At 68.3% G+C, this 21,802-nt stretch carries 24 protein-coding genes and 1 riboswitch; of the genes, 11 read left to right on the top strand and 13 right to left on the bottom strand.

The window, feature by feature from the left end; genetic code table 11:
* Positions 1-44 precede the first annotated feature (44 nt).
* Positions 45-1,055, bottom strand: a complete 1,011-nt coding sequence (gene fgd / locus AB0F86_RS19970; protein WP_356987208.1) for a glucose-6-phosphate dehydrogenase (coenzyme-F420) — start codon at positions 1,053-1,055, stop codon at positions 45-47.
* A 118-nt stretch (positions 1,056-1,173) separates the two neighbouring features.
* On the opposite strand from fgd, the gene AB0F86_RS19975 reads away from it, so the two are divergent.
* A complete protein-coding gene (locus AB0F86_RS19975; protein WP_181701213.1) occupies positions 1,174-1,977 on the top strand; it encodes an HAD-IIA family hydrolase in 804 nt (267 codons plus the stop codon).
* Positions 1,978-1,980: 3 nt separating this feature from the next.
* On the opposite strand, the gene AB0F86_RS19980 is transcribed toward AB0F86_RS19975, so the two are convergent.
* Entirely contained in the window at positions 1,981-2,439 is a 459-nt protein-coding gene (locus tag AB0F86_RS19980) for a MarR family winged helix-turn-helix transcriptional regulator (RefSeq protein WP_356987206.1), read from the bottom strand.
* Entirely contained in the window at positions 2,436-3,071 is a 636-nt protein-coding gene (locus tag AB0F86_RS19985; RefSeq protein WP_356987204.1) for a DJ-1/PfpI family protein, read from the bottom strand. The genes AB0F86_RS19980 and AB0F86_RS19985 overlap by 4 nt, the downstream gene beginning before the upstream one ends.
* Positions 3,072-3,186: 115 nt before the next feature.
* Between AB0F86_RS19985 and AB0F86_RS19990 the strand changes: the two genes are divergently transcribed.
* The gene (locus tag AB0F86_RS19990) at positions 3,187-3,420 is read left to right on the top strand and encodes a hypothetical protein (RefSeq protein WP_356987202.1); all 234 of its coding nucleotides are present in this window, start codon (positions 3,187-3,189) and stop codon (positions 3,418-3,420) included.
* Positions 3,421-3,437: 17 nt separating this feature from the next.
* On the top strand, positions 3,438-4,535 hold the full coding sequence (locus AB0F86_RS19995; protein ID WP_225278322.1) for a flotillin family protein: 1,098 nt from the start codon (positions 3,438-3,440) through the stop codon (positions 4,533-4,535).
* A 44-nt stretch (positions 4,536-4,579) separates the two neighbouring features.
* Here the strand turns inward: AB0F86_RS19995 and AB0F86_RS20000 are convergent, their stop codons facing one another.
* The 3 genes from AB0F86_RS20000 to AB0F86_RS20010 form a co-directional block, all read right to left on the bottom strand.
* Positions 4,580-5,788, bottom strand: a complete 1,209-nt coding sequence (locus AB0F86_RS20000) for an O-succinylhomoserine sulfhydrylase (RefSeq protein ID WP_356987200.1) — start codon at positions 5,786-5,788, stop codon at positions 4,580-4,582.
* Positions 5,789-5,798: 10 nt separating this feature from the next.
* Positions 5,799-6,215 (bottom strand): rhodanese-like domain-containing protein, encoded by a 417-nt coding sequence (locus tag AB0F86_RS20005; RefSeq protein ID WP_067642064.1) that lies wholly within the window; start codon positions 6,213-6,215, stop codon positions 5,799-5,801.
* A gap of 17 nt (positions 6,216-6,232) precedes the next feature.
* A riboswitch (SAM riboswitch) is annotated at positions 6,233-6,350 on the bottom strand.
* Positions 6,351-6,395: 45 nt separating this feature from the next.
* On the bottom strand, positions 6,396-6,854 hold the full coding sequence (locus AB0F86_RS20010; RefSeq protein ID WP_356987198.1) for a hypothetical protein: 459 nt from the start codon (positions 6,852-6,854) through the stop codon (positions 6,396-6,398).
* Positions 6,855-7,045: 191 nt separating this feature from the next.
* Between AB0F86_RS20010 and AB0F86_RS20015 the strand changes: the two genes are divergently transcribed.
* Positions 7,046-8,434: an FAD-dependent oxidoreductase gene (locus AB0F86_RS20015; protein WP_181701199.1), complete on the top strand. Its 1,389-nt coding sequence runs from the start codon at positions 7,046-7,048 to the stop codon at positions 8,432-8,434.
* Positions 8,435-8,557: 123 nt separating this feature from the next.
* Complete coding sequence (locus AB0F86_RS20020) at positions 8,558-9,418, top strand: amidohydrolase family protein (protein ID WP_356987196.1); 861 nt, start codon at positions 8,558-8,560, stop codon at positions 9,416-9,418.
* Between the two features lie 3 nt (positions 9,419-9,421).
* Here the strand turns inward: AB0F86_RS20020 and AB0F86_RS20025 are convergent, their stop codons facing one another.
* Positions 9,422-9,904: a DUF456 domain-containing protein gene (locus AB0F86_RS20025; protein WP_067642066.1), complete on the bottom strand. Its 483-nt coding sequence runs from the start codon at positions 9,902-9,904 to the stop codon at positions 9,422-9,424.
* 127 nt (positions 9,905-10,031) lie between these two features.
* Here AB0F86_RS20025 and AB0F86_RS20030 point away from each other — a divergent pair, with 127 nt between their 5' ends.
* Positions 10,032-11,120: a CaiB/BaiF CoA-transferase family protein gene (locus tag AB0F86_RS20030; RefSeq protein WP_181701193.1), complete on the top strand. Its 1,089-nt coding sequence runs from the start codon at positions 10,032-10,034 to the stop codon at positions 11,118-11,120.
* Here AB0F86_RS20030 and AB0F86_RS20035 read toward each other — a convergent pair.
* Complete coding sequence (locus AB0F86_RS20035) at positions 11,114-12,610, bottom strand: PLP-dependent aminotransferase family protein (protein ID WP_067642068.1); 1,497 nt, start codon at positions 12,608-12,610, stop codon at positions 11,114-11,116. The genes AB0F86_RS20030 and AB0F86_RS20035 overlap by 7 nt on opposite strands.
* 61 nt (positions 12,611-12,671) lie before the next feature.
* Between AB0F86_RS20035 and AB0F86_RS20040 the strand changes: the two genes are divergently transcribed.
* The 3 genes from AB0F86_RS20040 (at position 12,672) to AB0F86_RS20050 (ending at position 14,479) form a co-directional block, all read left to right on the top strand.
* Positions 12,672-12,932 carry a hypothetical protein gene (locus AB0F86_RS20040; protein ID WP_356987193.1) on the top strand — a complete coding sequence of 87 codons (261 nt, stop codon included), beginning with the start codon at positions 12,672-12,674 and terminating at the stop codon, positions 12,930-12,932.
* Positions 12,933-12,981: 49 nt separating this feature from the next.
* Positions 12,982-13,554 (top strand): methylated-DNA--[protein]-cysteine S-methyltransferase, encoded by a 573-nt coding sequence (locus AB0F86_RS20045; protein ID WP_225278317.1) that lies wholly within the window; start codon positions 12,982-12,984, stop codon positions 13,552-13,554.
* 106 nt (positions 13,555-13,660) lie between these two features.
* Complete coding sequence (locus tag AB0F86_RS20050) at positions 13,661-14,479, top strand: alpha/beta hydrolase (RefSeq protein WP_356987191.1); 819 nt, start codon at positions 13,661-13,663, stop codon at positions 14,477-14,479.
* Between the two features lie 65 nt (positions 14,480-14,544).
* On the opposite strand, the gene AB0F86_RS20055 is transcribed toward AB0F86_RS20050, so the two are convergent.
* The 3 genes from AB0F86_RS20055 to AB0F86_RS20065 all read right to left on the bottom strand — a co-directional run bounded on the left by AB0F86_RS20055 (position 14,545) and on the right by AB0F86_RS20065 (position 17,311).
* Positions 14,545-14,838 (bottom strand): hypothetical protein, encoded by a 294-nt coding sequence (locus tag AB0F86_RS20055; RefSeq protein WP_181701183.1) that lies wholly within the window; start codon positions 14,836-14,838, stop codon positions 14,545-14,547.
* A 122-nt stretch (positions 14,839-14,960) separates the two neighbouring features.
* The gene (locus tag AB0F86_RS20060; RefSeq protein ID WP_356987189.1) at positions 14,961-15,803 is read right to left on the bottom strand and encodes a hypothetical protein; all 843 of its coding nucleotides are present in this window, start codon (positions 15,801-15,803) and stop codon (positions 14,961-14,963) included.
* Between the two features lie 218 nt (positions 15,804-16,021).
* Entirely contained in the window at positions 16,022-17,311 is a 1,290-nt protein-coding gene (locus AB0F86_RS20065; protein ID WP_181699942.1) for an adenylosuccinate synthase, read from the bottom strand.
* Positions 17,312-17,541: 230 nt separating this feature from the next.
* Here AB0F86_RS20065 and AB0F86_RS20070 point away from each other — a divergent pair, with 230 nt between their 5' ends.
* Entirely contained in the window at positions 17,542-18,201 is a 660-nt protein-coding gene (locus tag AB0F86_RS20070; RefSeq protein ID WP_225278314.1) for a hypothetical protein, read from the top strand.
* A complete protein-coding gene (locus tag AB0F86_RS20075; protein ID WP_356987186.1) occupies positions 18,198-18,974 on the top strand; it encodes a site-2 protease family protein in 777 nt (258 codons plus the stop codon). Before AB0F86_RS20070 ends, AB0F86_RS20075 begins: the two co-directional genes overlap by 4 nt.
* 16 nt (positions 18,975-18,990) lie before the next feature.
* On the opposite strand, the gene AB0F86_RS20080 is transcribed toward AB0F86_RS20075, so the two are convergent.
* Positions 18,991-20,100 (bottom strand): FUSC family protein, encoded by a 1,110-nt coding sequence (locus AB0F86_RS20080; RefSeq protein WP_225279185.1) that lies wholly within the window; start codon positions 20,098-20,100, stop codon positions 18,991-18,993.
* A gap of 75 nt (positions 20,101-20,175) precedes the next feature.
* The gene (locus AB0F86_RS20085; RefSeq protein WP_067484401.1) at positions 20,176-20,610 is read right to left on the bottom strand and encodes a DUF3151 domain-containing protein; all 435 of its coding nucleotides are present in this window, start codon (positions 20,608-20,610) and stop codon (positions 20,176-20,178) included.
* Between the last annotated feature and the right edge of the window lie 1,192 nt (positions 20,611-21,802).

Below are 21,802 nucleotides of genomic sequence, written 5' to 3' on the forward strand. Positions count from 1 at the left end.
GCCGAACGCCACCAGAGCGTGGTGATCCACCGTCCGACGGGAGCTCAGCCCAGAGCGCGCAGGCGGGGCGCCAGGTCGCGCTTGAAGAGGTCGAGGAAGCGGAGCTGGTCGTGGCCGGGGGCGTGGAAGACCAGGTGGTTGAGGCCCGCGTCGAGGTAGGGCTTGATCTGGGCGACGGCCTCGTCGGGGTCGCTGGCGACGATCCAGCGCTTGGCGACCTGTTCGATGGGCAGCGCGTCGGCGGCGGCTTCCATTTCGATCGGGTCGGTGATGTCGTGCTTCTGCTGGGGGGTCAACGACAGCGGCGCCCAGAAGCGCGTGTTCTCCAGGGCGAGTTCGGGATCGGTGTCGTAGGAGATCTTGATCTCGATCATCTTGTCGATCGCGGACAGGTCGCGCTCGGCCTTGGCCGCGCCCTCGGCTACGGCGGGCAGCAGCTTCTCGGTGTAGAGGTCCATGCCCTTGCCGGAGGTGCAGATGAAACCGTCACCCGCGCGACCCGCGTACCTGGCGACCACCGGGCCACCGGCCGCGATGTAGACGGGAATGCCGTCCTTGGGCACGTCGTAGATCGAGGCGCCGACGGTGTGGTAGTACTCGCCGTCGAAATCGACCCGGTCGCCGAGCCACAGTTCGCGCATCAGCCGCACAGCCTCACGCAGTCTGGCGAAACGCTCCTTGAAGTCGGGCCATTCGCCCTTGTACCCGGTGGCGATCTCGTTGAGCGCCTCGCCGGTGCCGACACCGAGCATCACCCGGCCCGGGTATAGGCAGCCGAAAGTGGCGAAAGCCTGCGCGATCACCGCCGGGTTGTAGCGGAAGGTCGGGGTGAGCACCGAGGTGCCGAGCATGATGCGCTCGGTGCGCTCGCCCGCGGCCGCGAGCCAGGCCAGCGAGAACGGTGCATGGCCACCGTTGTGCCGCCACGGCTGGAAATGGTCGCTCACGGTGGCGCTGTCGAGGCCGTGCTGCTCGGCGGCCACCGCCAACTCGACCAGCTCTCGTGGTCCGAACTGCTCCGCCGACGCCTTGTACCCGAGCTTGAGATCGACCATTCCAGCCACTCCTGTTCCTCCGCTGACCGCTGCCTCCTCGACACTAGCGCGCGGCCCGCGATCCGCACCGTCGCCGTTTCGTCTCCCACTGCGCCGGGTTTTAGCGGATGATTAGCTGGTGACCGCCAAGGATGACCAGATCTTGTCGTATCTGACCGATATGGACGGCGTGCTGGTGCACGAGGATCAGCTGATCCCCGGTGCCGACGAGTTCCTCGCCGAGCTGCGCGAGAACGAGATCCCGTTCCTCGTGCTGACCAACAATTCGATCCGGACCCCACGCGATCTGCAGGCCCGGCTGCGCCACACCGGCCTCGACATCCCGGAGGAGTCGATCTGGACCTCGGCGCTGGCGACAGCGACCTTCCTCGACGACCAGCGCCCCAACGGCACCGCGTACGTGGTCGGCGAATCGGGACTCACCACGGCGCTGCACGAGATCGGGTACGTCCTCACCGACAGCGACCCCGACTACGTGGTGCTCGGCGAGACCCGCACCTACTCCTTCGAGGCCATCACCACCGCGATCCGCCTGGTCGACCGCGGTGCGAAGTTCATCGCCACCAACCCCGACGCCACCGGCCCCTCCCGCGACGGCGTCCTGCCCGCCACGGGTTCGGTCGCCGCCCTGATCACCCGGGCCACCGGCAAGGACCCCTACTACGTCGGCAAACCGAACCCGCTGATGATGCGTTCGGCGCTGCGCCGTATCGGCGCGCACTCCCAGTCGACGGTGATGATCGGCGACCGGATGGACACCGATGTGATCGCGGGTCTCGAGGCGGGCATGCGGACGGTCCTGGTCACCTCGGGCATCTCGACCAAGTCCTCGGTCGAGAAGTACCCCTTCCGGCCGACGCTGGTCGTCGACTCGGTCGCCGACCTGCTCAATCGCACCCGGACGCCGTTCGTGGAGCTGTGACGGTCAGCCTGCGCTGACGTCCCCCGCACCGATGGTGTCGAGCACCGCCGACAACTTGGTGAGGGTCTCGACGGTCGCGGCGAACTCGGCCGGGCCGAGCGCGTCGGCCAGGCGGCGGGCCAGCACCTCGTGCTGCGGGTCGATGCGACGGATGGCCGCCTCGCCCGCCGCGGTGATCGCGACCAGTTTGGCCCGTTTGTGCGCCGGGTTCGGCCGGTACTCACACAACCCTTTGCCCACCAGGATGTCGGCCACCCGCTGCACGCTCTGCCGGGTGATGCCGATGGCGCGGGCGATCGCGGCGACCGGCAGCGGTTGATGTTCCACCGCCGCCATCACCTGCCACCACGCCACCGAGATTCCGGCAGGTGCGGCCAATTCGTCACCGAGGGCGAGGAATTGGCCGTTGAGCCGGTAGACGGTGAGCGCGGCCGCGTCGAGTAGCTGCTGTTGTTCGTTCAATCTGCTTGTCCGCCTGCGTTTTCGGCAAGTGCGAAGTAGCCGGTGGGGTCTTTCTGCCCGAACAGCTGGTACCAGGCGTCGAGTACCTGCGGCTCGAAGAGATCGAGGCGGACGAAGATCTCACGCGCGAACTCGAACGGCGACATCGCATCGGCGGTGATGAGGTCACCGTCGGTCACCGCCGATTCGTCGACATAGTGCTCGGCGCCGGAATAGCCGCTGGAGACAAGGTATTCGGCGGCGTTGCTGGTGTGCCGGCGGTCGTCGAGCAAGCCTTCTTTGGCAAGCCCGAGGGTGGCGCCGCAGATCGCCGCGACCGGTACGCCCGCCGCGAGGAATTCCCGCGCCTTGCGGGCGAAGGGAGCCAGGTCGTCGCCCGCGTCCCACAGGTCGGCGCCGGGCAGGATCAGCATCGCGCTGTCGGCCGGGTCGATGTCGGCCAGGGCCAGGTCGGGGGTCACCCGCATGCGTCCGGCGGTGGTGACGGGCGCGGTCGTGAGCCCGACCGTCGCCACCTCGAATCGCCCCGGCTCGCGATGCCAGGAGTCGTCGGCGATATTGACCGTCGCCGCGCCGACTTCCCAGTCCGAAAGAGTGTCGTACACAGCCGCGTGAACTGTCTTCTTGGTCATGACAGCATCCTGTCATTATTGACAGGATGCTGTCAATAAGGATTTTGCAACCCGCTGCCAGGCGCCCCTCCGTAGGCTGACGCACAACCGGTGCGAGACAAGGGAGTTGGCCACGATGACCGACCCGGTGCAGGGACTGACCGGCACCATCACCTCACCGATCCGCGCCGCGGGCGCCCTCGGCGAAGTACTCGTCGCCATTCGTGGCGGCACCGAGCTGTATCTCGCGCGCGCCGACGAACCGATCGAGGCGGGCGCGACCGTGCTCATCGTCGCGGTCAATCCGGGCAGGCTCGTCGACGTCGTGCCCTGGATACCTCTCACACCACCACTGCCGCAAGACAACTGAAAGCAAGGGAGGCTCAGATGCTGGGCTATCACGTTCCTGATCCCGACGAGGCCATGCTGGTCAGCGGCGCCAAGGTCAAGGACAACGCGCCGTTCAAGGTGATCATCGGTCGCGGCACCTGGGTGATCCCGCTGTTCCGCAAGGTCAGCTACCTGTCGCTGGCCATGTTCGAATCCGAGATCCGCGAGCGCTGCGTCACCAAGCAGGCCATCCAGCTCGACGTGCGCGCGGTGATCGCGTTCAAGGTCGCCAACGACACCCAGTCGATCGTCAATGCGGCACAACGCTTCCTGTCCGAACAGGAGAAGGAGATGTCGGTGCTCACCGGCCGCATCTTCTCCGGTCACCTGCGCTCGATCGTCGGCTCGATGACCGTCGAGGAGATCATCCGCGAACGCCAGAAGCTGGCCGACGAGGTGCTGATCGCGTCCAAGGTGGAGATGAGCAATATCGGCCTGTGGGTCGACTCGTTCCAGATCCAGTCGATCGACGACGGCAACCTCGGCTACATCGAAGCCCTCGCCGCCCCGCACAACGCGGCCGTGCAGCGCGACGCCCAGATCGCCCAGGCCCAGGCCGCCCAGCGCGCCGCCGAGGCCGAACAGGAATCGCTGCGCCGCCGCGCGGAATACGAGCGCGAGACCTCGCTGCTCAAGGCGCAGTACCAGCGCGATATCGACAAGGCCAATGCCGAAGCGGCACAGGCGGGTCCGCTCGCCGACGCCGTCGCCCGGCAGGAAGTCCTCACCGCCCAGGCCGAACAGGCACGCAAGAACGCCGAACTGCGCGAGCAGGAACTTCAGGCCGAAGTCGTGAAACCCGCACTCGCCGAGGCGGAACGGGTCCGTATCCTCGCCGAGGCCGAGGCCGACCGCACCCGCATCCAGGCCGAGGCCGCCGCCTCCAACAACCGCATCGCCCTCGACCAGCTGCTCATCGAGCAACTCCCCGAGATCGTCCGCCAGGCCTCCAACGGCCTCGCCAACGCCAACCTCACCGTCCTCAACGGACCCGACGGCGTGAGCGAACTGGTCAACGGCATGGTCGGCCAGGGGTTGACGGTCTTCAACTCGCTGCAGAAGGCCCTGTCCAACGGCGAGGTCGACAAGGCCTGAAACCGAAACGGCCCGCCGGGAGTCCGGCGGGCCGTTTCGGCGGATCAGCTGAGGGCGTGGTCGAGGTCGCCCAGGAGGTCTTCGATGTCTTCCAGGCCGACCGAGATGCGGACCACGCCGTCGGACAGGCCGATCGAGGCGCGGCCATCCGGACCCATGGCCCGGTGAGTGGTCGTGGCCGGGTGGGTGATCATCGTCTTGGCGTCGCCGAGGTTGTTGGAGATGTCGATGATGCGCAGACGGTTGAGTACCTCGAAGGCGCGCTTCTTGCCGTCGTCGCCGTGCAGGGCGAAAGTGACGACGGTGCCGCCGCCCGACATCTGCTCCTGCGCCAAGGCGTGTTGCGGATGTGACTGCAGGAACGGGTATTTCACCCATTCGACCGACTTGTTCGTCTCCAGGAATTCGGCGACCTTCAGCGCCGATTCGGTGGATTGACGCACGCGCAGCGGCATCGTCTCCAAGCCCTTGAGCAAGGTCCAGGCGTTGAAGGGGCTCAGAGCCGGACCGGTATGGCGCATAAGGGTTTTCACCGGACCATCGATGTAGTCCTTGGCGCCGAGGATGGCGCCGCCGAGTACGCGGCCCTGGCCGTCGATGTGCTTGGTGCCGGAGTAGACGACCACGTCGGCGCCGAGTTCGAACCCCCGCTGCAGCAGCGGGGTGGCGAAGACGTTGTCCAGCACCACTTTCGCGCCCGCGGCGTGGGCCAGTTCGGTGACCTTGCGCACGTCGACCAGGGTTTGCATCGGGTTGGCCGGGGTTTCGAAGAACACGGCCTGGGTGGGTACCGACAGGGCCTGTTCCCACTGGTCGAGGTCGTCGCCGTCGACGAAGACGGTCTCGATGCCCCAGCGCGGCAGGATCTCGTTGCACACCACGAAGCAGGAGCCGAACAGGCTGCGCGCGGCGACGAGCCGGTCACCCGCCTTCAGCAGCGCGCCCAGCGCGGTGAAGACCGCCGACATGCCCGAGGCGGTCGCGAACGCGGCCTCGGCGCCGTCGAGCAGGCGGATGCGCTCCTCGAACATGGCGACCGTCGGGTTGCCGAAGCGGGAGTAGACGAAGTGCTCGACATCGCCGGTGAACGCGGCCTCGGCGGCCTCGGCGTTCTCGTAGACGAAGCCGGAAGTCAGATACAGCGCCTCGGACGTCTCGTCGAATCCGGAACGGCGCAGGCCACCGCGCACGCCGAGGGTGGCGGGGCCGACCCCTTCCGGCAGCGGCTTGTCGAAGGAACCACCGGTGATCATGCGAGTCTCCTTATGCCTGGCGCCACGGCAGGCCGACGGCGCGCCAGCCGGTGCTGCCGCGCTGCCCGAACGCGTCGAGGCCGCCCTCGAAACCGTCGAGCACGTTGTAGGAGGGGGTGATCCCCGCCGCGGTCGCCACCGTCGCCGCATGCGCCGAGCGCTGACCCGAGCGACAGAGGAACACCACAGGGGCATCGGCCGGGCGGTCGGCGAGGACCTGTTCGAGCTGCTCACCGAAGCGCGGGTTGCGCGCGCCGGTGCCGTCGACCCATTCGATGAAGTGCGCGGGGCGCTCGATGGAGCTGGTGTCGGGGATGCCGATGTGGGCCCACTCGCCTTCGGTGCGCACGTCGACCAGCACCGCGTCGGGATGCTCGGTCAGAATCTCCCACGCCTTCTCAGGGGTGATGTCGCCGGCGTAACTCATGTCGATCCTCCTGCGTGAATCCGCTCTTGCCGTGGCGGGGAGTCCAGCACACGGCCAGGTCGTCACCCGGAGCACCCCACCGCGGAGGAGGGTTGCCGACCAGCGAGCCGGGGCTTGGCGCTGGTACTCATGACCTTGCGATCTGAGATTGCCCCGGCACTGGTCACCGTGTCAAACCCCTCAGGGGGTGCACACCAGCCAGGCGCCGTCGGCCCGGGTGAGATTCCACGTGCTCGACGTCGACTGCCCGCCCACCGAAACCGTGGCGTCGATCTTGGCCCGGTTGCCGTTCACGGTGGCGTTGGCAAAGCCCTTCTTGTCGATCGTCGCCGCTGATTCCGGGCCGCCGAGCCGTTCGGTGAGGCCCGATTTCGCCTCGTCGAAACCGGGGCAGGCCACCCCGGGCGGCGGACGCTGATCGGTGCGCGAGCGCGCGTCGATATAATTGGTGACGGCGGCCGCGAGCCGATCGGCCTCTGTGACATTTTTCTCAGCGGGCGCGAGGAGCCCGCCGACGACGATGCTGATGAGCACGACCACCGCGATCACCGCGGCCGCGACGAACGGGACGATGGACCGCTTGTCGGTCTGATCGACCTCGATGGGCTGATCGTCCGAGCCAGTTTGCTCCTCGTTCATGTTGTAATCCTGACAGACCCGGGGCGGACAGCTACACCGCGCGCCGGGTAGCCGCAACACCGCAGCTAGAATCGCGTTGATTACGGCCTGCCGCCGATGAGGACGGCAGCTGCCAACAGCCGGATCGCGACTTAGCCTAAGCTAAGTTGACGCCGTCACATCGTTTCTCGACCAAAGGGTGCGCGTAGACAATGACCGAACAGACAGCGACTCGCCCGCTTCGCATCGCGATCGTGGGTGCGGGACCGGCCGGTATCTACGCCGCCGACGCCTTGATGAAGTCCGATGCCGAGGTCAGCATCGACCTCTACGAGCGCATGCCCGCGCCCTTCGGTCTCATCCGCTACGGCGTGGCGCCCGACCACCCGCGCATCAAGGGCATCATCACCGCCCTGCACAAGGTGCTCGACAAGGATCAGGTGCGCCTGCTCGGCAACATCGACTACGGCACCGACATCACCCTCGACGACCTGCGTCAGTTCTACGACGCGGTGATCTTCTCCACCGGCGCCAACGCCGACCGCGCGCTGCCGATCCCCGGCATCGATCTCGACGGTTCCTACGGTGCCGCCGACTTCGTCTCCTGGTACGACGGGCACCCCGACGTGCCGCGTTCGTGGCCGCTGGATGCCGAGAAGGTCGCCGTGCTCGGTGTCGGCAACGTGGCCCTCGACGTGGCGCGCGTGCTCGCCAAGACCGGCGACGAGCTGCTGCCCACCGAGATCCCGCCGAACGTCTACAAGGGACTCAAGGAGAACAAGGCCGTGGAGGTGCACGTCTTCGGGCGTCGCGGTCCCGCGCAGGCCAAGTTCACCCCCCTCGAGCTGCGTGAACTCGACCACTCGCCCACCATCGAGGTGATCGTCGACCCCGAGGACATCGACTACGACGAGGGTTCCGAGGCCGCGCGCCGCAACTCCAAGCAGGTCGACATGGTCGCCAACACCCTCGAGCAGTGGGCCATCCGCGACCAGGGCGATCGCCCGCACAAGCTGTTCCTGCACTTCTTCGAGTCGCCCGCCGAGATCGTCGGCGACGAGAACGGCCGCGTCGTCGGTCTCAAGACCGAGCGCACCCAGCTCGACGGCACCGGCAACGTCAAGGGCACCGGCGAGTTCAAGCAGTGGGACGTGCAGGCCGTGTACCGCGCCGTCGGCTACCTGTCGCAGAACATCAACCAGCTGCCGTTCGACGATCAGGCAGGCACCGTGCCCAACGAGGCCGGTCGCGTGATCGCCGACGAGAGCGCCGAAGGCAACGCCCGCTTCATGCCCGCCACCTACGTCACCGGCTGGATCAAGCGCGGCCCCGTCGGCCTGATCGGCCACACCAAGGGCGACGCCAACGAGACCATCGCCTGCCTGCTCGACGACGCGAAGAACTTCACCCCGGCCCCCAAGCCGGAACTCGACGCCGTCACCGAGTTCCTCGAGGGCAAAGGCATCCCGTTCACCACCTGGGCCGGCTGGTACCGCCTCGACGCCCACGAACGCGCCCTCGGCGAACCCGAAGGCCGCGAGCGCGTCAAGGTCGTGGAACGCGAAGACATGCTCCGCGCGAGCGAGCCCCACAAGGCGTAACAGCGATGACAAGGCCGGTGGACGCGAGATCAGCACCCTCGCCCACCGGCCTTTTCCGCGCGTACTCGCCTGTCATCTCGGCCGAAGTCGGCCGATCCGCCTAGCTCGAGGCATTCTGTACAAGTGTTCGACGCGCATGTTCACATCATCGATCCGCGGTTCCCGCTGATCGAGAACGAGGGCTACCTGCCGGAGCCCTACACGATCGCCGATTATCGAAAGCGGATGGCGCACTTCGATGTTCGCGGTGGTGCCGTTGTCAGCGCATCGTTCCAAGGGACCGATCAGACATACCTGAAGGCCGCCCTGAGCGAGCTGGGTCCGGAGTGGGTCGGCGTCACCCGGCTGGATCTGGATGCCGGTGACGAGGAGATTCTCGAGCTCGACCGGGCGGGCGTGCGGGCGATCCGGTTCAACCTCAAACGCGCCGCCGCCGACATCACCCAGATGACATTGCAGGCCTTGCGGGCCCATGAACTGGCCGGATGGCACGTGGAGCTCTACATCGACGGCCAGATGCTCGCATCGTTGCAACCGGTGATCTCCAAACTGCCCGCCCTGTCCATCGACCACCTCGGGATGTCGGCCGAGGGCCTGCCCTACCTGCTGGATCTGGTCGATCGCGGCGCGAGGGTGAAGGCCACCGGTTTCGGCCGGGTCGACATGGATGTGGCCGAAACGCTGCGGCGCATCCACACCGTGAATCCCCGCGCCCTGATGTTCGGCTCCGATCTGCCCGGCACCCGGGCGGGCCGACCGTTCGAGGATGCCGATATCGACCTGATCTGCCAGGTGGTCGGCGCCGACATGCACGCCGTGCTCGAGGACAACGCCCGCGAGTGCTACCGCCTGCCCCCCGTACACAGGCCAGAGCCCGAGCAGGTTGCGCCCCACGACAACCCGACCCTGCCGATTCCCCGATCAGCACTGCCCGGCGCGGGCGACGACAAGACCCGCCCGCTCCCGATCATCGAAAGACCCTGAGCCTCAGACGAACAGCGCCCCGGCGAGCCACACTCCGGACGCGACCAGCGCGCCGAACAGTTCCACGAGCATCGACAAGCCGACACCCTTGAGCGCGTGCATCGTTGCGGGCCAGGCGGTTTCATGGGTCTTCAACCGCTGAAGTTCCGCCACGTACACGCCGAGCACGAACCCGATGAACAACCCGACCACGGGGATCACGAAGAACCCGACGATGCCGAAGACGGCGCCGACGAGCAACGCTCGGTTCGACACGCCCGCTTCGCGCATGCGCCGCCCCGGCCAGGTGTATTTCACGACGCCCGACAGGATCAGCGCCACCGAGGCGATGGCGAACACCGTCCAGGCGCCCGCACCGCCGGTGAGGAACGCCCACACCGCGACGGCCGCGAAGATCAGGATCACCCCGGGCAGGATGGGCACGATCACGCCGATGATGCCGACCAGAATGACGAGGCCGACGAGGACCTCACCCCATACGCTCACTACCGGGTTCCTCCCATATCGCGCCGAGTCGCGCTGGTGCGAATTCTCCCGCATGGTCTACCGGTGCCGCCACCGCGACGCTATTGTCGGATTGTCAATACCGTTCGACGACGAATGAGGTCACCACGTGAGCACCACCGGTCAGGGCCCCCTCGCGGGCATCAAGGTCATCGAGCTGGCCGGGATCGGCCCGGGCCCGCACGCCGCCCTGCTACTGGCCGATCTCGGCGCCGACGTGGTGCGGGTGCAGCGGCCCCGGCAGCTGCCCGGGTTCATCGAGCGCCCGCAGTGGCGCGGACGCACCATCGTCGAGGCGGATCTGAAGAACCCCGCCGATGTGGCCAAGGTGCTCGACCTGGTCGAGAAGGCCGACGTGCTGCTCGAGGGCTTCCGGCCCGGCGTCACCGAGCGGATGGGCCTGGGCCCCGACGACGCGCTCGCGCGCAACCCGCGCCTGATCTACGGCCGGATGACCGGGTGGGGTCAGTACGGTCCGATGGCCGACCGCGCGGGCCACGACATCAACTACATCTCGCTCACCGGCGTGCTCAACGCCATCGGGCGCAAGGGTGAGCGGCCGGTGCCGCCGCTGAACATGGTCGGCGACTTCGGTGGCGGTTCGATGTTCCTGGTGACCGGTGTGCTCGCCGCGCTCGTCGAGCGTGCGACCTCGGGCAAGGGACAGGTGATCGATGCGGCGATGGTCGATGGGGCACTTGCCCTTTCGCACTTCGTCTGGGGCATGCGCGGCGTGGGCCTGTGGTCGGACGAGCGCGGTGAGAACCTGCTCGACACCGGGATGGCGTTCTACGACACCTACGAAACCGCCGACGGTAAGTACATGGCGGTCGGCGCGATCGAACCGCAGTTCTACGAGCAGCTGCTCGCCGGTCTCGGCATCGACCCGGAGGGCCTGCCCCAGCAGCTCGACCCGGACGGCCAGGAGCAGCTGCGCAAGCTGTTCACCGAGAAGTTCAAGAGCAAGACCCGCGACGAGTGGACCGCCATCTTCGATGGCACCGATGCCTGCACCACCCCGGTGCTCACCTTCACCGAGGCCACCCAGAACGAGCACATCCGCGCCCGCGAGGGACTGATCGAGATCGAGGACGTGGTGCAGCACGCGCCCGCGCCGCGGTTCTCGCGCACCCAGGGCGGCACCCCCACGCCGCCGCCGAGCGCGGCGACGCCGATCGAGGATGTCTGGGCTCAGTAGCAGGTGAGCGGCTGGAGTGGGTCGGCGGCGCGCGGCGTGAGCGCGGTATAGGCGGCGGCGATCGACTTCACGGCCAGCCGCAGGTCGGCTTCGGGGTGCGTGAACGGCAGCCGGATGAACCGTTCGAACGCGCCCTGCACGCCGAAACGTGGTCCGGCGGCGAGCAATACACCGTGGTTGGGTGCGGTGGCGGCCAGTGCGGTCGACACCGGACTCGGCAGCTGCGCCCATACCGACATGCCACCCGCGCCGGGCGCTATGTGCCAGTCGGGCAACTCCTCGGCCACGGCCGCGAGCAGGGTGGCGCGCTGGGCGCGCAGCTGGGCGCGGCGCCGGTCGAGGATGGGTTCGGCGTTCTCCAACAGGTGGACGGTAGCCAGCTGGTCCATGACCGGGGTGCCGAGGTCGACGGTGGCGCGGATGCCGAGCAGCTTGGTGATCAGCGCCTGATTGGTGCGCACCCAGCCCACGCGCAGGCCACCCCAGAACGACTTGGACGCCGAACCGATGGTGATGATCTCCGAGCCCTTCGCGAAAGCCGCGACGGGTGGCGGCATATCGTCGTCGGAGAGGTTGAGGTCGCGCATCGACTCGTCGACGACGATGGTCATTCTGGTGTCGCGGGCGATGGCGGCCAGTTCGGCGCGCCCGTCGGCGTCGAGCAGCAGGCCGGTGGGATTGTTGAAGTCCGGCACGAGGTAGGCCAGGGTGGCCGCCGTCTGCCTGGCGGTACTGCGCAGTCCTTCCAGATCCCAACCCGCGCTAGGGAATTCGGGACGCAGCGGCACCGGGATGGGGCGCGCGCCGACATCGCGGATCGCCTCGATCGCGTTCGGATAGGACGGATGGTCGATCAGGACACGGGCGGCCGGTGAGGTGAGCACATTGAGCAGCAGCCGAAGCCCGTGTTGCGCACCGAGAGTCACCAGGATCTGGTCGGGTTCGGTGGGCAGGCCGCGCGCGGTGTAGCGGCGGGCCAACGCCTCGCGCAGCGCGAGCACACCGACCGGGTCCATGCCGTGAGTGCCGAGGTAGGCCGGAATGCCTTGCAGTGCCACCGAATACGCGTCGTGCAGTTCCGGCGGTGCGGACATGGCGGCGTAGGTCATGTCGATGGTCGGCAGCTCCGGCTGCGCCATCAGCGCCATGATGCCGCGTGCCGGGCGGGCACCGTCGTGCTGGATGCTCGGCGGCAACGCGACCGTGCTGCGCGAACCCTGACGGCTGATGAGGTAGCCGTGCTCGCGCAGCAGCGAGTAGGTGGAGGTGATGGTGGTGCGGCTGACGCCGAGGGTGGCCGCCAGATCGCGCTCGCTCGGCAGCGCGACGCCGAGCGGGGCGCGACCGTCGTGGATCAGCAGCCGGATGGCCTCGGCCAGCGCCAGGTAGGCGGGCCGGTGGGGGCGACGCTCGTCGCCGTCGGTCTCGGGGTCGCGCCACCGGCCGAGGTCGCGGGCCAGGCCCGCCGCGCCGATCACTCTTGTCGCCATAAAGTCCAGTATTCCGTGAGTGGCTATTTTTTGACAAGGCCAGTGGGCGGATTCTTGGGATATGACCACCTTCCTCGCTCTCGCCGTTGCCTTCGCCGTCGGCTATGCCGTCTACCATTTCGCCCCCAAGGAGGGGGAACTGCCGTTCTGGCCCTTCCAGGAATCACCGCATGACCGGGCCTTCGGCACCTACGATGACCAGCGCCAATACCGCGATCTCGAAGCCCTTCGCAGCCGCGGTCAGGACAACTCGGAGCCACCAGTCCAGTCGCCAGAAACTGGCCTGGTTTCGAAGCCGGACAGTGGCCGTCTCGCCGCCTGAGCGGCGGGTCGGGCCGAAACCTGTCACCGGGGCGGCGCACACTGTGCTCATGAGTTCCGGAGCTGACTCGACACGGACCGGCACCGTGGTCGCGGCCCTCTTCGACACCGCCATCGGGCTGTGCGCCATCGCCTGGCGCGACGACACCGTCGTGCGGTTCGCGCTACCCGAGGCCAGCGAGGAGCAGACGCTGGCCCACATCACCCGGCCTTTCGGCGGGCAGCCGGTGGCCGAAGGCGAGCCCGGCCCCGCGATCGTCGCGGCGATCGCCGGCGTCCGGGCCCATCTCGCGGGCACGGTCGACGCGCTGCGCTGGATCGAGGTAGACCTGCCCGGCGTGCCCGAATTCCACCGCGCCGTCTACGCGGTGACCCGCGAGATCGACCCGGGCCGCACCCTCAGCTACGGCGACATCGCCATCCGGATCGGTGCACCCGGCTCCGCCCAAGCCGTCGGGCAAGCCCTCGGCCGCAACCCGATTCCCCTCATCATCCCCTGCCATCGAGTACTCGCCGCCGACCACGCGCTGCACGGATTCTCCGCACCCGGCGGCATCGGCACCAAGGCGCGCCTGCTCGAGATCGAGCGCACACCGGGCTTCGGTGAACCCATGCTCTTCTGAGCGATGAATCGGGTGGCCCCGGACCGTCTGTTCCGAGGAGCCGGAGGGCGGGCGCGCAGGGTCGCGTACCGTCGCACTGCGGTGGTCAGCTATCGAGAGGAACATCATGCAGACAGTCACGTCGGCCGACGGCACAACGATCGCTTACGACCGGGTCGGCGACGGGACCGCGGGGACGGTCATCCTGATCGGCGGCGCCTTCAGCTTCCGCAAGTTCAAGACCATGACCGAGCTCGCGCAGACTCTCGCCGACGACTACGACCTGACGGTGCTCAACTACGACCGGCGCGGGCGCGGTGACAGCACCGACTCCCCCGGCGTGTACGACGTGGCGAACGAGATCGCCGACATCGCCGCGCTCGTGGAGGCGGCGGGTGGGAAGGCGGCGCTGTTCGGATGGTCGTCGGGCGCGGCGCTCGCCCTGCTCGCGGCGCGCGAGATCCCCGGCGTCACCGAGATGGTCGCGTTCGAACCACCCTTCGTGGTCGATGCGAAACATCATGTGCCGCCGAAGGACCTGGAAACCAAGCTGCATCCGATGATCGCGGAAGGCAAGCGCGACAAGACGGTTCGCTACTACATGACCAAGGCGATGGGGATGCCCGCGCTGATGGTTGCGGTGATGCGGGTGACGCCGTTCTGGAAACAGCTTGCGGCCACGTCGAATTCGACGGCACACGACTGGGCCGTGATGAAGCCCTACATGCGTGGGCAGAAGCTCGACCCCGCCCAATGGAGTGGCATCTCCGTTCCGGTCCTCGTCCTCGCGGGCGAACGCACCGCACCCCTGCTCACCAAGGGCGCGAAGGCGGCCGCCGAGGTGGTGCCGAACGCCGAGTTCGCCGAACTCCCCGGCGTGAGCCACAACCCGAAGATCTCCGTGCTCGCCCCCGCCATCGGCGAATTCCTCACGCGCGCACAGTGATCAACCGGTCTCGTTGCCGGTAGCCGACGCCACGATCGCCGCCTTGTCGACGCTCACCCCGTGCGTCAGGGCGGCGGCGGATGGTCGCGGAAGAACTGGCAGGGATCGCCGGCGAGGTAGCCGTCCATGCAGGCGAAGTAGGTCTGCACGCAGGCATTGCTGACGCACCCGGCCGTGTACAGCATTCCCCGGATGCGCTCGTTGCGCTGCTGGGACGGGGCGAGGGTCTCGGCGGGCGGCAGGGCGGTGGTGGACAGCACCGGTGACGCGCTCGGCGCCGGTGCGGGCGCCTCAGGCGTCGAACACCCGGCGAGCACACCCACCGCGAGCACCCCCGCCACCATCATTGTGCGCACCATCAGCCACCTCCATCCGGACCATTCCCGACGCTACTCCCGCCCGCGGCGAGCACCACAGGTGCGCCGCAGAACGGACAGCTGGCCACAGTTCTCCGCCGACCCACGGCAGGCGGCGCTGGAGGTCAGATGGTGGCGCCGTAGCTGCTGCCTGCGATGCCGCCTGCGACCGCACCGGCGGCCGCGGCGGGAATGCCGAGAACTGCGGCGCCCGCGGCCGCGCCGACGCCCGCACCGATCGCTGCGCCCGCACCGGTGGATGCGGCGGTGGCGGCAGCAGCCGTGCCGAGCGCGACCACGGCGCCGATACCTCCGGTGGGGACCGCCGACGCGGCGGCGATGATCGCGCCCGCGGTGCCGGTGGTGACAGCGCCGACCACGAAGCCGGCGCCAGCACCGACAGCGGCACCGGCAAGTCCGCCGCCGACCGCGCCGACGGCGGCCGCCGGAACACCGGCGAGGGCGGCACCGGCAAGGGCACCGCCGACGGTCGCGGCGGCGATCTTGTCGGAGCGGCTCGGGTTGATGCCGATGGAGCGGCCCTGGGTGGCGATGGCCGCTTCGACGTCGGCGGCGGTGGTGTTCACATCGTCGAGGATCTCGGCCGGAAGTTCCTCCGGAGCTGGAGCGGTGAAGTCACCCACGCGCAGAGTGCGCGGCGGCGGCGCGATCGGGGCGACGGGCTCGACCGGTTCGGGGAGGTGCAGCTCCTCGATCACGACGGGTGGCGCAGGGGTGGTGTATTCGGGCACCGGACGCGTTTCCTGCGGTTCGGGCGCCAGATAGGCCAGCGAATCAGGTCCCTCGAAATCCCCGAGACTGGAACGCCCCTCCTCGCCCGGCATGTTCACTCCCGGCTGCTCCGGCACCTCATCGGTCACACCCGGCTGCGGCACGGCGAGCGCGACACCCGCACAGGCCACCGCAACCGCCATCGGCAACACACCCGCGACCGCCCGAGCGCTCATCCGCCCCGTCGATCCCCACACACCAGCACACCGACGGACCACGTCGAACACCCACTCACACGCTAGAAGAAACCGGCACGTCCCCGCGTGCCGCAGCGACCATAGCGTTAGCCAGGTGGATGCTCAAATCGATAGCGTGTCCGCATAGTCCGAGCGTGTCGGGGGTGTAGACGACAAAGCCCGGCGCCGCTGCTGCGACGCCGGGCTCGACGACAGAACTACGCCAGCACGTCGTGGCGGACGATCGTCTGGTCACGCCCCGGCCCCACGCCGATGCACGAAATCCGAGCACCCGAGAGCTCTTCCAGCCGAAGCACATACGCCTGCGCGTTGGCCGGCAGATCCTCGAACGTGCGGGCGGCGGAGATGTCCTCCCACCAACCCGGCATCTCTTCGTAAATCGGCTTGGCGTGGTGGAACTCGGTCTGCGTGGTCGGCATCTGCTCGACCCGCTCGCCGTCGATCTCGTACGCCACGCAGATCGGCACCGTGTCCAGCCCGGACAGCACGTCCAGCTTGGTGAGGAAGTAGTCGGTGACGCCGTTGACGCGGGTGGCATACCGGCTGATCACGGCGTCGAACCAACCGCAGCGGCGGGCGCGACCGGTGGTGACGCCGACCTCACCGCCGTTCTTGGCGAGGAACTCACCGAAGTTGTCGAACAGTTCGGTCGGGAAGGGGCCTGAGCCGACGCGGGTGGTGTAGCACTTGAGGATGCCGAGCACCGTGTCGATCTTGTTCGGGCCGATGCCCGAACCCACCGCGGCACCGCCCGCGGTCGGGTTCGAGGAGGTGACGAACGGGTAGGTGCCGTGGTCGACGTCGAGCAGGGTGCCCTGCGAACCTTCCAGCAGCACGGTCTCGCCCCGCTCGAGCGCCAGGTTCAGCTCGAGGCGGGTGTCGGAGATGCGGTGCTTGAACGACTCGGCCTGCGCGAGCACCTCGTCCACCACCTGCTGCGGGTCGAGCGCGCGGCGGTTGTAGATCTTCACCAGCACCTGGTTCTTGAATTCCAGTGCGGCCTCGACCTTCTGGGTGAGGATCTTCTCGTCCAGCACATCCGCGACGCGCACGCCCACACGGGCGACCTTGTCCTGGTAGCAGGGGCCGATGCCGCGACCGGTGGTGCCGATCTTGCGGTTGCCGAGGAAGCGTTCGGTGACCTTATCGATGGCCACGTGGTACGGCATGATCAGGTGCGCGTCGGCCGAGAGCAGCAGGCCGGTGGTGTCGACACCGCGCTCCTCGAGCCCGGCGAGTTCCTCGAGCAGCACACCGGGATCGACGACGACGCCGTTGCCGATGACGTTCTTCACACCGGGGGTGAGGATGCCGGACGGGATGAGGTGCAGCGCGAACTTGTCACCGTTGGGGAGCACCACCGTATGACCGGCGTTGTTGCCGCCCTGATAACGGACTACCCACTGCAACCGCTCACCGAGCAGATCGGTAGCTTTGCCCTTACCCTCGTCGCCCCACTGGGCGCCGATGAGGACGATAGCCGGCATTTCGGAGTCTCCTACAGATCGACAGCAGCACGCTTGTACTGCAGCTACCTGCCGTACTGAGGCGGTGGCCGGAGACACAGTCTAGCCGACGGCACTCGCGCGCCCTGTCCAGCGCCCCGACCCGCGCCCGGCGGGCGTGCCATCATCGGTTACGGTTACTTGCCGGCAGGGGGATTGCCGCGCTCATGGGCGACACACCGTCGACCCGACCGAGGAGGGTGTACCGCAGTTTGAGTACCCACGTTCTCCGATGTGGTGACCTGCCGGTCCCGATCGCTCTCGCCTCACTCCCCACCACGCAGACCGAGCGGTTACCCGATGTCGCCGTGATCGACGAGCTGCTGCCGGTGCTGGCCGCCGACAGTCTGCCCCGCCTGATCGTGCTGGGCGACGACGCCGGCCTGGCCTCCGTGCTCACCCATCTGATGCGCACCGAACGGCTGCACGTGGAGATCGGCTATGTGCCGGTCGAAACCACCTATGCCTCGCGGGTCTATCAGACCGGCACCGGCAACGCGGCCGCCAAGACCGCGCTGGAAGGGCGGGCCGTCGAGACGCCGCTGATCCGCGACGACACGGGCACGGTGCTGGTGGGCCGGGCGAGCATCACCGGCGTCGAGGGCGCCAAGCTCGAGGGCGAGGCCTATGTCGACGACACCCTGCTGTTCACCGGCACGGTGACGACCATGCTGATCTCCCCGACGATGGCGATGCCGGGTGTGCGGGCGCGGGTACGCAAGGGCCTGCGCAAACGCCGCTGGGTCGGCGGGCGCGCCGCCCAGCTCGGCACGCCCGGCGCGATCGTGACCCGCGACGGGATCACCGCCGAACGCACCGTCCCCCGGTCGACCTTCTACCGCTTCGAACAACCCTGGCTGCTGGTGCGATGAGTTACTCCTTTCCGAGCACCCGTGGCGCGGTGCGGCCGAGTCCGGTCTTTCTGCTGATCGTGGCCGTCACCGTGCTCGGTGGTGCGCTGGCGTGGGACGCCGACGTGTCATCGGTGCGCGCCAAGGTCGGCGTGTTCGTGCTTGTGGTGTTCGGCTGGATCGTGAGTCTGTGCCTGCACGAATTCGCGCACGCTTATGTGGCGTGGCGGGCCGGTGACCACGATGTGGAGGCGCGTGGTTATCTCACGCTGAATCCACTGAAATACAGCCATCCGGTCTTGTCGATCGTATTGCCGCTGCTGTTCATCGCGCTCGGCGGAATCGGTCTGCCGGGTGGCGCGGTTTATCTGGACACCACCCGATTCCGTTCGGGCATACAGCGTTTGGTGAGCGCGGTCGGCCCGTTCTCGAATTTGCTGTGCGCGATCGTGCTGCTGATCGTGATCCGTGCGATGGGGTCGGCCACCGAACACGCCGCCTTCTGGTTCGGGCTGAGTTTCCTGGCGTTCCTGCAGCTCACAGCGTTTCTGCTGAATATTCTCCCGGTGCCGGGCCTCGATGGTTACGGGATCGTCGAGCCGTCGCTGAGCTATCAGACGCGGCGCTCGCTCGACCAGTTCAAGCCGTACGGCATGTTGATTCTTTTCGCCGTCATCTTTTTCACCCCGCTCAGCCGGGTGTTCTTCGAGGCTGTGTACTTACTGTTCGATTTCTCCGGCATCCCGCGGTATTGGGCGGGCAACGGCAGCCGGCTGACCCGCTTCTGGTACTGACGGCCTGCCGATCAGGTCACTCCTCCGGCGGGACATACGGGTTCGGCACGGTCGGCGGGAGCAGTGCGATCGCGGAGATGCGTTGCATCCCGCACACCACCATCAGGTCGACCACGATCGAACGAATCTGGGCGAACACCACATGTGCTGAAAGGCCCGCGCCCACAACGAGTTCCGGGCGGGCGTTCTTGGCGACGCTGCGCAGGCAGCGGGCCGCCTCGGCCTGGTCGGGTTGCTCGCCCGGGTCGGCGAGCATCATCTTGCGCACCACGTCGGTGGCGCCGCCGAGCTGACGGAGCAGGTCGATCAGGCGCGGATCGAGCACCTCGTCGTCGCGGACGAGGGTGAGCGAACGGCGCAGCAGCACACGGGTGTTGCGCACGGCGTTGTCGAGCGGGTCGGCGGTGGCCCGGATGCGGGCGAGACGTTTTCGCGAATTCCAGTACAGCGGGGAGATGCGGCTCACCTCGCGGCCGCCCTCCAGCGCAGAGCGGAGTCCGTCGATCTGGCTCTGGGTGGCGCGTACGGCGGTGAGCGCGTCGTGCACCTTGTCCGCACTCTGCTCGAGCAGACCGTCGGCGCACTCGGTCATGGATTTGCTCATCACATCCAGCACCTGCGCGGCGTGCTCACGCGCGCGACGAACCGGATGCAGCGGGATGGCGGCCACCATCAACACACCGACGAGGCCACCGACGAGCGCGTCGATCATGCGGGACGGACCCGCGCCCGGAGCCTGGTTCAACGTGGAGACGAGCACGGCCGAACCCGCCGCCTGAATCGTCATGATGGCCCCGGAGTCGAGGAACACCGACACCGCCATCGCACCGCCGACGACCAGCGCCACCTGCCACACACCGGTGCCCACCTGGGCGATGAACAGGTCACCGATACCGATGCCGACCGCGACACCGACGACCAGCTCCACCGAGCGGCGGATCCGTGCGCCGAAAGAGATGCCGATCGACACGACGGCCGCGGTCGGGGCGAAGAACGGCTCGATATGGCCGATCACATCGTGGGCGATGAACCAGGCAAGCGCGGCGCCCAGCGCGCACTGGATGATCGGGATCGCCGACAGCCGCAACCGCTCGACCGATTGCCGGAACCGGCCGACGGTACTCACCTTCGCGGCCGCTACGACGGGCGTAGCGACCTCGACGAACGGCCTGTGCTCGCTCACCTGCGAACCGGTGACCGGCTAGTCGAGACCGAGTTCGGTGGCGGCGTTGGGGTCGCAGTCCTCGAGCAGGTCGAGGCAGCGGGCGTATTCCTCGGTCTCCCCGATCACCTGCGCGGCCTTGGCCAGCGCGCCGACGCTGCGCAGGAACCCCTGGTTGGGTTCGTGCGACCACGGCACCGGGCCGAAACCCTTCCAGCCGTTGCGGCGCAGCAGGTCGAGGCCGCGGTGGTAGCCGGTGCGGGCGAAGGCGTAGGCGGCGACGGTGTCGTGATCGACCTCGCCGTTGCTGCGCTCGAGCGCCGCCTCGGCGAGCTGGGCCCACGCGATCGACGCGGCCGGATGATCGGCGGCGACCTTCACGGGGTCGGTGCCCGCCGCGATGGCGTCTTCGGCGTCGATCAGTTCAGGGAGGAGGACCGGCTGCGGTCCGAGCAGGTCACCGAAGGAGGTCATGGGTTCATTGTGCACCGCCACGCCCACCCACCCCGCCACGGGTGATCGACGAACTCCCCCGCGCGCCGCGCATTAGGCTGGGCGGGAGTTCAACGTTCGAGCCTGAGCGAGGGGTACTAGGTGTCCGACCCGACCGACGAGAACAACCCAGCAGCCGAGGACCGTGGTCCCGGTGCGGCCGGGACACACCATGACGCCGACCCGTCGCCCGACGAGTCGACCCGCCCGGGTTCCGAAGCCCCGAAATCGGTGCCGCACGCGGTGACCGAGCCGGAGCGCGCGACCGCCGGGACCTCGGAGACTGTTGTCATCCGGCGCAGTGAGCTGCCGGGCGATCAGGGTGCGGGACGTTCTTACGGACCCGGGTTCCGACCTGCCGGTGGGGCTGGTGCGCCGCAGGGTCCGGCCGGGCCGCGGGTGAGTGGTCCGCAGGGGCCCGGTTCTCCGAGTCCCGCCGGTCCGGGAAATCGTCCTCCCCAGGGTGGGAATCCGATGCCGCCGGGAGCGGGCAGCGCGGCGGGCCGTGGTCCGAACAACCCCGGCGCTGCCGGGCGGCCGGTCGATGCGCCGGGGGCGAACGGTCCGGGAAACGCGTCCGGGGCGGCTGGGCGTCCCGTGAACGGGCCCGGAGCTGGATCGGGCGGGCGACCAGCGAGTGGACCCTCGAACGATCGCTCGGGTACACCGGGGTCCGGTGACCCCAGGGCTGCGGGCCGGCGACCGGGGAACGCACCAGGGCCGAACGGGCCCAACGCTTCTGGCGCGCCCCAAGGAGGTCGGCCCGGCCCACAGCAGGGGCCAGGACGTGCGGCGCCGGTCGCGCGGGCAACGAATGGTCCTGCCGCACAGCGCCCTTCGGGTGAACAGGCAGGCGGTCGAGGTCGTCCCGGAGGCGTTGTCGAGAGTCAGCAGAGCTCTGCGGCTGGAGCACCAGCGAACCAGCCTGGACAGGGCGGCCACCCCGGTGGCGGCGAAGGTGATACTCGCGGCGGTAGTGGTGTGGGCGGCGCGGAGCGTGGAGCCGGATCGCAGCAGCGTGGTGACCGGCCGTCGAATGGGCCGGATGCGACCGCCGGACGTGGCAGTGGGCAGGGCCAGGCTGCCGGGCAAGGACGCGAGCCGGGCGGAAAGCAGGGCTCGGCAGCGGCGGCGAGCGGATCGCCGTTGGCAGGGTTGTCGAAGGGACTTCCCG

Source organism: Nocardia sp. NPDC023733 (assembly GCF_040639775.1).
In the GTDB taxonomy this organism is placed as follows: domain Bacteria; phylum Actinomycetota; class Actinomycetes; order Mycobacteriales; family Mycobacteriaceae; genus Nocardia; species Nocardia rosealba.